Origin of the sequence: Methylobacterium trifolii (genome assembly GCF_022179685.1) — a bacterium.
GTDB classification, from domain to species: domain Bacteria; phylum Pseudomonadota; class Alphaproteobacteria; order Rhizobiales; family Beijerinckiaceae; genus Methylobacterium; species Methylobacterium trifolii.
The window spans coordinates 1-9,010 of sequence record NZ_BPRB01000153.1 but is presented as its reverse complement, the minus strand read 5'-3'; the positions used below and the strand labels follow the sequence as shown (position 1 = coordinate 9,010).

Annotated in this window: 7 protein-coding genes; 4 read left to right on the top strand and 3 right to left on the bottom strand. The window is 72.4% G+C overall.

Going from position 1 to position 9,010, the window contains the following annotated elements:
• Nucleotides 1–1,353, bottom strand: a 1,353-nt coding sequence (locus COGEMETH_RS14160) for an AmpG family muropeptide MFS transporter (RefSeq protein ID WP_238183280.1), incomplete at its 3' end; no start/stop codon positions are given.
• A gap of 304 nt (nucleotides 1,354–1,657) precedes the next feature.
• Between COGEMETH_RS14160 and COGEMETH_RS14155 the strand changes: the two genes are divergently transcribed.
• Both COGEMETH_RS14155 and COGEMETH_RS14150 read left to right on the top strand, forming a co-directional pair.
• Entirely contained in the window at nucleotides 1,658–2,746 is a 1,089-nt protein-coding gene (locus tag COGEMETH_RS14155; RefSeq protein ID WP_238183279.1) for a PAS domain-containing protein, read from the top strand.
• An 88-nt stretch (nucleotides 2,747–2,834) separates the two neighbouring features.
• Nucleotides 2,835–3,278, top strand: a complete 444-nt coding sequence (locus COGEMETH_RS14150; protein WP_238183278.1) for a response regulator — start codon at nucleotides 2,835–2,837, stop codon at nucleotides 3,276–3,278.
• A gap of 9 nt (nucleotides 3,279–3,287) precedes the next feature.
• On the opposite strand, the gene mutS is transcribed toward COGEMETH_RS14150, so the two are convergent.
• On the bottom strand, nucleotides 3,288–6,020 hold the full coding sequence (mutS, locus tag COGEMETH_RS14145) for a DNA mismatch repair protein MutS (protein ID WP_373875369.1): 2,733 nt from the start codon (nucleotides 6,018–6,020) through the stop codon (nucleotides 3,288–3,290).
• A gap of 190 nt (nucleotides 6,021–6,210) precedes the next feature.
• Between mutS and COGEMETH_RS14140 the strand changes: the two genes are divergently transcribed.
• Nucleotides 6,211–6,993: an alpha/beta fold hydrolase gene (locus tag COGEMETH_RS14140; protein ID WP_238183277.1), complete on the top strand. Its 783-nt coding sequence runs from the start codon at nucleotides 6,211–6,213 to the stop codon at nucleotides 6,991–6,993.
• 184 nt (nucleotides 6,994–7,177) lie between these two features.
• Here the strand turns inward: COGEMETH_RS14140 and COGEMETH_RS14135 are convergent, their stop codons facing one another.
• The gene (locus COGEMETH_RS14135) at nucleotides 7,178–7,474 is read right to left on the bottom strand and encodes a hypothetical protein (protein WP_238183276.1); all 297 of its coding nucleotides are present in this window, start codon (nucleotides 7,472–7,474) and stop codon (nucleotides 7,178–7,180) included.
• Between the two features lie 204 nt (nucleotides 7,475–7,678).
• Between COGEMETH_RS14135 and hrpB the strand changes: the two genes are divergently transcribed.
• Nucleotides 7,679–9,010 (top strand): ATP-dependent helicase HrpB (gene hrpB / locus COGEMETH_RS14130; RefSeq protein ID WP_238183275.1); only part of this gene is annotated, 1,332 nt, incomplete at its 3' end.

The following is a 9,010-nucleotide window of genomic DNA, read 5'->3' as shown; positions in this document are numbered from 1 at the left end:
GGCCGTGGACGAGGCGGCCGCAGGGAACCGCCCTGAGGCCGCCTCGTCCACGGCCTTGGCCGTCGGGCGCCGGCCCACGGCCAGGCACAGGAGCACGACGGGGATGCCCACCGCCGAGGTCATGGCGAAGAACACCGGGTAGCCGAAGGCGGCGACGATGAAGCCGGCGGTGCCGGCCACCAGCTTGCCCGGCAGGGCGTAGAGCGAGGAGAACAGGGCGTATTGCGTGGCCGCGTAGCCGGGCGTGGTCAGGCTCGACATGTAGGCGATGAGCGCGATGCCGGCGAAGGAGCCGCAGAAGTTCTCGATCGAGATCGCGACCGCGAGGCGCCAGATCTCCGGGCCGCCCATGGAAAGCCAGGAGAAGGACAGGTGCGAGGCCGCCGCCAGGAAGGCGCCCGCGAGCAGGGTCGGGAACATGCCGAACCGGGCCATGGCCCAGCCGCCCGCGAAGCCGCCGGCGATGCCGACCCAGATCCCGTAGAGCTTGGTGACGGTGGCGATCTCCTTCAGGTCGAAGCCGAGATGCCGGTAGAGGGGGCTCGCCATCACGCCGGAGACGAAATCCGGCATCCGGTACAGGGCGACGAGGAGGAGGATGCCCCAGAGGGCGTGGCCCATCCGGCCGTGCAGCTCGGTCAGCGGCTCCAGCACGGCGCGGCGCGCCGACCACAGGCGCGTCCGGCCGGTCTCTTCGGGAGCCGCCTTCGGCCGCGCGGTGTCGAAGGCCGGCGCGAACAGGGCGGCGACGAAGCCGATGGCCATCAGCCCGGCCATGGAGAGGTAGGCTACGCTCCAGCCCGCGGCCGAGGCGATGAACAGGGCGCCGGCGCCGGCCGTGATCAGGCCGAAGCGGTAGCCGAGGTTCGAGGTGGCGGCCAGGATGCCCTGGAACTCGGTGCCGGCCGCGTCGATGCGCCAGCCGTCGATGACCACGTCCTGCGTCGCCGCGCAGAAGGCCACGAGGAAGGCGCCGAAGCCCAGCAGCACGAGGCTGGTCTTCGGGTCGGCGAAGGCCATCAGGGTGAGGCAGGCGGCCACCGCCCCTTGCGTGCCCACCATCCAGGCCCGGCGCCGTCCCAGGCGCCGGGCGAGGAACGGGATGTCCGTCCGGTCGATCATCGGCGCCCAGAGGAACTTGAGGGAGTAGGGCAGCGCGACGTAGCTGAACAGGCCGATCGTCTTCACGTCGATGTCGGAGAAGGCGAGCCGCAGGGTGAAGGTGCCGAGCACCAGCAGCAGCGGCAGGCCCGAGGAGAAGCCGAGTGCCAGCATCAGGACGATGCGCGGGTCCTCGACGATGTCGCGGGGGCGCAGGCGGCGCTTGGGCGCACCTGCCGGTTCGACGGCCATCGTTGGGAACTCCTCAGCCTGCGCGCGTCTTGATCCCACGCAATCGTGGCAGCCTTGCGCCCCCGAAGGCGGGGGAGTCGGCAGCCGCCTCGCGCACCAGCGTGGCCGTGGGAATCATGGTCGACGGAGGGTTAACGCGTTTCCTACAGAATGCCGGTGGAAAACCGCGTACCCGCGGGAACCTCCGCACGAACCGCCTGTTCGCTTGGCGCCAGCTTGACCGCTCCGGGCGGCCGGCGGCCGATACCGGGTCCGCCGCCGCGAGGCGGTTCGGGCGGGCACGGTGCCTCCAGTCTGTTGCAGGATGACGCAGAGCAGTTCCCAGCCCGAGCCCGGCCCGGCGCCAGCGACCTTCGCCCGTGCCTTCGACGCGAGCCCGTCGCCGATGCTGGTCACGGACGCGTGCCGGCCCGACAACCCGATCGTCTGGGTCAACGACGCCTTCCTCGACCTCACGGGCTATGCGCGCGAGGAACTGATCGGCCGCAACTGCCGCTTCCTCCAGGGCGCGGGCACGGACCCGGACGAGGTGCGGCGCATCCACGGGGCCATCGCCGCGGTGGAGCCGATCTCCACCGAACTGATGAACTACCGCAAGGACGGCACCCCGTTCTGGAACGCGATGACGATCACCCCCGTCCGCGACGCGGAGGGACGGCCGGCCTACTTCTTCGCGGCGCAGGCCGACATGACGGAGAAGCACCGGCTCGAACTGGCGATGAAGGGCACGAACGATGCCCTGGAGCGCGAGGTCGGCGAGCGCACCGCGGCCTTCCAGGCGGCCCTGGAACAGAAGACGGCCCTGCTCCACGAGGTCGACCACCGGGTCAAGAACAACCTCCAGGTGATCTCCTCCCTGATGCTGCTCAAGGCCCGGCGCACCCCGGAGGGGGAGGCCCGCGAGGCCCTGCAGGGCATGGCCGAGCGCATCGGCGCCCTCTCCACCGCGCACCGCATGCTCTATTCGGCCGGCGACGTGACCCGGTTCGACCTCGGCGAGTTCACCACGGACTTCCTCTCCGACATCAATGCCGGCCTCGATCCCGAGCGCACCCGCGTGGAGGCGGACGTGGACTCCATCGCCGTCTCCGCCGCGATGGCCGCGCCGCTCGCCCTGATGATCCACGAACTCACCACCAACGCCGTGCGCCACGCCTTCCCCGGTGAGCGCGTGGGCCGGGTCTCGATCACCGCCCGGCGCAACGGGACGGGGATGCACCTGAGCATCGCCGACGACGGGGTGGGCATCGCGGCCGGCCCCGCCAACCCGGCCGGCTTCGGGCGCAACCTCGTGGAGATGGTGGTGCGCCAGCTGCGCGGCACCATCGCCTGGCACGAGGGGACGCCGGGCACCCGCGTCGAGATTCACATTCCCTTCTCGGCCACGCATTGAGAATCCCGGCCGGATCACGCACCCTGTCCCGGCAGGCAGGCGGGCCGACCGAAAGGTCGGCCCGGCCGCGGCCGCTCCGGGAGGCGACATGACGATCGAGGCGGTCTCGGCGGGATCGGGCATGCGCATCCTCGTGGTCGAGGACGAGGCGCTGATCGCCCTCGAACTCGAATGCCTCCTGGACGACCTCGGCTACGTCACCGTCGGCGTGGCCTGCACCTCGGCCGAGGCCATCGCCATGGGGCTCTCCACCGCGCCGGACGTGGCGCTGGTGGACATCCACCTCGTGGACGGGCCGACCGGCGTCGAGGTGGCCCGCGCGCTGAGCGCGGACCCGCGCACCACCGTGGTGTTCATGACCGCCAACGCCAAGCGCATCCCGGAGGACTTCGCCGGGGCGTTCGGGGTGATCGCCAAGCCCTATTCCGAGCGGGTCGTGGCCAGCACCCTGGACTACGTGGCCGGCTGCCGCTCCGGCCGCAGGCCGCTGCAGGACACCCCGGACGGGTTCCTCCTCGCCCCGGTTCATTGAACCCCGGCATCAGCCGGCGCCGGAACGCTCGCGCTTGAGCCGGTAGAGGGCCTCCAGGGCCTCGCGCGGCGTCATCGCATCGGGTTCGATCGCGTCGAGCATCCGGGCGAGGCCGTCGTCGGCTGCGGGCTCCGGCTCGGGCGGCGGGGGCGGCGCGAGGCTCGCGAACAGGGGCAGGTCGTCGATGCGCGGCCGGCCGGGGCGCTCGCGTTCCGCCTTCTCCAGTCCTTTCAGGATCGCGCCGGCCCGCGCCACCACGCCGGCCGGGAGCCCGGCGAGGCGGGCGACCTGGAGGCCGTAGCTGCGCTCGGCCACCCCCGGCACGACCTCGTGCAGGAAGATCACCTGGTTGCGGTGCTCGGCCACCTTCAGGGTCGCGTTGTCGAGGCGGGGCAGGCGCTGGCCGAGCGCCGTCAGCTCGTGGAAATGGGTCGCGAACAGGGCCCGGCAGGCGTTGGCCTCGTGCAGGTGCTCCAGGCAGGCCCAGGCGATCGAGAGGCCGTCGAAGGTCGCGGTGCCGCGGCCGATCTCGTCCAGGATCACCAGGGAGCGGCGCGTCGCCTGGTTGAGGATCGCGGCGGTCTCGACCATCTCGACCATGAAGGTCGACTGCCCGCGGGCGAGGTCGTCGGCAGCCCCGACGCGGGAGAACAGGCGGTCGACGCGCCCGATCCGGGCCGATGCGGCCGGGACGAAGGCGCCCATCTGCGCCAGCACCACGATCAGGGCGTTCTGGCGCAGGAAGGTGGACTTGCCGCCCATGTTCGGGCCGGTGATGAGCCGGATGCGGCCCCTGCCCTCGCCGGAGAGGTCGCAATCGTTGGCGATGAAGGGCTCGCCCGCCCGCCGCAGGGCCGCCTCGACCACGGGATGGCGGCCGCCCGCGATCGCGAAGCTCAGGGACTCGTCCACCTCCGGGCGGCGCCAGTCGAGCTCGACCGCGAGGCTCGCGTGGCTTCCCGCCACGTCGAGGCCGGCCAGCGCCTCCGCGATGCCGGCGACGGCCTCGGCCTGGGCGAGGATGCGGGCCGCCAGATCCTCGAACACCGCCGATTCGAGCGCCAGCACCTGGTCTGACGCGCCCGAGATCTTTGTCTCCAGCCCCCCGAGTTCGACGCTGGTGAAACGCATCGCGTCCACCATGGTCTGGCGATGCACGAATTCCTGCATCAGGCCCTTGAGGCAGGCCTCGCCCACCGATTGCGGCACCTCGATGTAGTAGCCGAGCACGTTGTTGTGCTTGATCCGCAGGGTCCGGCAGCCGGTCGCCTCGGCGTAGCGGGCCTGGAGGGCGGCCACGACCTTGCGGGAATCCTGGCCGAGCAGGCGCGACTCGTCGATCTCGGGGTGAAAGCCGGCGCGCACGAAGCCGCCGTCGCGCCGGGCCAGGGGCAGGTCGTCGGAAAGCGCCGCCCGCAGGGTCGCGGCCAGCTCCGGATCGGCCCGGCCGAGGTGGTCGCCGAGCCGCGCCAGGTCCTCCGGCAGGTCGCCGGCCTGTGCGAGCCGGTCCCGCAAGGCCACGGCCACGTCGAGCCCGTCGCGGATCGCGGCGAGGTCGCGGGGGCCGGCGCGGCCGAGGCCGGTGCGCGACAGGGCGCGCGCGAGGTCGGGGGCGCGGGCCAGCGCCTCGCGGATTTCGCCCCGCAGGCCCTGGTCCTCGACGAGGCGGGCGACAGCCGCGTGCCGCCTCGCGATCGCCGCGAGGTCGGTGAGCGGCCCGGACAGGTGTTCGGCCAGGAGCCGGGCCCCGTTGGCCGTGACCGTGCGGTCGATGGCCTCCAGCAGGCTTCCGGCGCGCTCGCCGGACAGGGTGCGGGTGAGTTCGAGGTTGGCGCGGGTCGCGGCGTCGATCGAGAGGGTGGCCCCGCCCGCCTCCCGGCTCGGCACCGAGAGGGGCGGCCGCGCGGCGATCTGGGTGCGGGCGATGTAGAGCAGGGCCGCGCCCGCCGCCGCGATCTCGGCCCGGCTGAACTGGCCGAAGCCATCGAGCGTCGAGACGCCGAACTGCTCGCGGATGCGCCGCTCGGCGGCGGCCGGCTCCAGTTCCGCCTGCGCCAGGGGAACCACCGCGGCCCTGGTCTCCTGCCAGAGACGGGCCAGGGCCGGGTCCGAGAGGATCGCCTCGGAGAGGACGATCTCGCGCGGGTCGTGGCGGGCGATCGCGCCGGGCAGGTCCGCCCCCGGCACCTCGCTCAGGGCGAAGCGCCCGGTGGAGATGTCGATGGCCGCGAGCCCGTAGGCGAAGGCGGAGTCCGAGAGCTTGCGGCGGCCGACCGCCAGCAGGAGGTTGGCGCGGGCCGGATCGAGCAGCCGGTCCTCGGTGATGGTGCCGGGGGTGACGAGGCGGACCACCGCCCGGTGGACCACGGATTTCGGGCCCCTGCGCTTGGCCTCGGCCGGGTCCTCGACCTGCTCGCAGACCGCGACCCGGTGGCCGAGCGCGATCAGGCGGCTGAGGTAGTCGTCGGCCCGCTCCACCGGCACGCCGCACATGGGGATGTCGGCGCCCGCGTGCTTGCCGCGCTTGGTCAGGACGATGCCGAGCGCCCGCGAGGCGGTCTCCGCGTCCGCGAAGAACAGCTCGTAGAAGTCGCCCATCCGGTAGAACAGCAGGCAGTCCGGGTTGGCCGCCTTGATCTCGATGTACTGCGCCATCATCGGCGTGGCGCCCGCCGGTGCGGAGCCCTCGGAGGCCGGTTCGGCGGCGGGGTGCGGCTGGTGTCGGACGGCGGAGCGGGCCATGCCGCCCTCCTAGCAGAAGCGGCCAGCCGAATCAGGCGGCTGCCGCCTCATGCCTGGGGAGAAGGCGAGGGGTGTCCCGGTCTGGAATTCGACCCGGCCCGAAATGTCTGGTCCTGATTGCAATCGCTCCTCGCGGTCGCTCGAATGGCGAGGCGCGCTTCGTGCCCCGCTTGAACGGAGACACACGTCCATGATGACCCGCCGGGACCTGAACCACGCGCTCGTCGCGACTGCCGTGGGAGCGCTGCTGCCGGGAGGTGCGTCCAGCCAGGATCTGCCGCGGGCACGCAACGTCGTGCTCGTGCACGGGCTCTTCGCCGACGGGTCGTGCTGGTTGGAGGTGATCCCGGCGTTGCAGGCGGCGGGCCTCAACGTCACCTCCGTGCAGAATCCCCTGACCACCCTGGAGGATGCGGTCGCCTCCACGCAGCGCGTGCTGGCCCGGCAAGAGGGTCCGACCGTGCTGGTCGGGCATTCGTTCTCCGGGATGATCGTGAGCGAAGCCGGGGCGGACCCGAAGGTATCGGCACTGGTGTATGTCGCGGCCCGGGCGCCGGATGCCGGTGAGGACTACACCTCCCTGGCCAAGACCTATCCGACGCCGCCTGCCTCGGCCGGGATCGTGTTCGACGGCGATGAGGGGCGCTTGAGCGAAGCGGCCTTCCTGAGGGACTTCGCGGGCGACCTGCCGGTGGAAAGAGCGAGGGCGTTGTTCGCGGTCCAGCAGCCATTCCGCAAGGCCTTGCTCTCGGGCAAGACGACCCAGGCCGCCTGGCGGTCGAAGCCGAGCTTCTACGCCGTGTCCACCGAGGACCGGACGATCGACCCCGATCTCGAGCGCTTCATGGCCAAGCGGATGAACGCGAAGACCATAGAAGTGAAGTCCAGCCACCTGTCGCTGATCTCGCATCCACGGGAGATCGCGAACCTCATCCTGGAGGCCGCGGGCCAACCGCGCGACCGTCGCGACTGATCGGCGCCGTTCGCCGATGACGCGACGCGGACATGACATCCGCACGTCCTTCGTACAGGGACCACCCTTTGCGGACCGCCCGGCAGAAAGTCCGAATCGAGAGGCGAACGCAACGGGGGCGGCGCTCGCACGCCACCCCCTGCTTCCCGGGTCGGCCCCGAACGAGACGGGACCGGAATCGACCTCAGTAGCGCGGGCCGCCCGTGGTGTTGCCGAGCTGCTGCTTGTAGCCGGGACGCTCCGGGTTGCGGGCGTTCGGATCGCCGTGGCGCATGGTGTTCATGCGGCGCATCCGGCGCTCCCCGCGGGTGGAGTGATGGGAGCGGTAATGGCGGCGATGGTGCATCGCGACCGTGTCCACGGTGCTTCCGGCCACGATGCCGGCCTGCGGCATCGCGGGGGCGGCGGAAGCGGCGGTGGCTCCCAGGCCGAACCCGCCGAGCATCATCCCGGCCGCAAGTGTCAGAGCAAGACGAGTCATCAATGAAGATCTCCGAAGCTGCGCGACTGCGCTTCGAGCCGATAAGTCCTTGCGGCTCTTGAGGTTCCACATAAAAAATCGCAACCATCCCGGGAAAAAACTAAAGTCGACCGCGGATTAAAACGCATTGCCGACATAGGGCCTGGGAGCCGGCTTTCCGCTGCCGGTTGCCACCGCCGCACGATCGCGCCATCAGCGGCGGCGATGGCCCAGCCGCCAAACGCCCCTCCCCTGCCGATCGAAGCGGCGCTGCCGGACCTGCGCGCGGCCCTGGCCGCTCGCAACGCGGCCGTGCTCGTCGCGCCGCCGGGCGCGGGCAAGACCACCCGCGTACCCCTCGCCCTCCTCGGTGAAGCCTGGCTGGCCGGGGGCAAGATCGTCCTGCTGGAGCCGCGGCGCCTGGCGGCGCGGGCCGCCGCCGAGCGCATGGCCGCGACCCTGGGCGAGCGGGTCGGCGAGACCGTGGGCCTGCGCGTGCGGCTGGGCTCCAGGATCTCCGGGCGCACCCGGATCGAGGTCGTCACCGAGGGGGTGTTCACCCGCATGATCCTCGACGACCCGGAACTCGGCGGCATCGGCGCCGTGCTGTTCGACGAGTTCCACGAGCGCTCCCTCGACGCCGACCTCGGCCTCGCCCTCGCCCTCGATGCGCAGGGGGCGCTGCGGGAGGACCTGCGCATCCTGGTGATGTCGGCGACGCTCGACGGCGCGCGCGTGGCCGGCCTCCTCCACGACGCCCCCGTGGTGGAATCGCAAGGCCGCGCCTTCCCCGTCGAGACCCGCTATGCCGAGCGCGATCCGAACCGGCGGATCGAGGAGGCGATGGGGGACGCGATCCTGCGGGCGCTGCGGGCCGATCCCGGCTCCGTGCTGGCCTTCCTGCCGGGGCAGGCCGAGATCCGCCGCGTCGCCGAGGCCCTGGGCGACCGCGTCGGGCCGGAGACCGAGATCGCGCCGCTCTACGGCGCCCTCCCCCCGGCCGAGCAGGACCGCGCCGTGTCGCCGGTGGCACCCGGCCGGCGCAAGGTGGTGCTCGCCACCAGCATCGCCGAGACCTCCCTGACGATCCAGGGCGTGCGGATCGTGGTGGATTCGGGGCTGGCGCGGGTGCCGGTCTACGAGCCCGGCCTCGGCCTGACCCGCCTCGTCACCGCGCGCGCCTCCCGCGCCTCCGTCGACCAGCGCCGCGGGCGGGCGGGCCGCACCGAGCCGGGCATCTGCTGGCGGCTCTGGTCGGAGGCCGGGACCCAGGCCCTGGAGCCCTTCACCCGGCCCGAGATCGTGTCGGCCGATCTGGCCGGCCTCGTCCTCGACTGCGCCGCCTGGGGCGTCACCGATCCGGCAAGCCTCGCCTTCCTCGATTCGCCCCCGGCGCCGGCCCTCAGGGAGGCGCGGGGGATGCTGCGCGACCTCGACGCGCTGGATGCGGACGGGCGCCTGACCCCGACCGGCCGGCGCCTGCGGGCGCTGCCCCTGCCGCCGCGGCTCGCCCGGATGGTGGCGGTGGCCGGCGACCGGGGCCTGGCGCGCCAGGCC

What these genes read in the sequence shown, in the direction of transcription:
- COGEMETH_RS14140 (WP_238183277.1), top strand. Translation starts at nt 6,211, where the DNA reads ATGATGACCCGCCGGGACCTGAACCACGCGCTCGTCGCGACTGCCGTG.
- COGEMETH_RS14150 (WP_238183278.1), top strand. Translation starts at nt 2,835, where the DNA reads ATGACGATCGAGGCGGTCTCGGCGGGATCGGGCATGCGCATCCTCGTG.
- COGEMETH_RS14135 (WP_238183276.1), bottom strand. Translation starts at nt 7,474, where the DNA reads ATGACTCGTCTTGCTCTGACACTTGCGGCCGGGATGATGCTCGGCGGG.
- COGEMETH_RS14155 (WP_238183279.1), top strand. Translation starts at nt 1,658, where the DNA reads ATGACGCAGAGCAGTTCCCAGCCCGAGCCCGGCCCGGCGCCAGCGACC.
- mutS (WP_373875369.1), bottom strand. Translation starts at nt 6,020, where the DNA reads ATGGCCCGCTCCGCCGTCCGACACCAGCCGCACCCCGCCGCCGAACCG.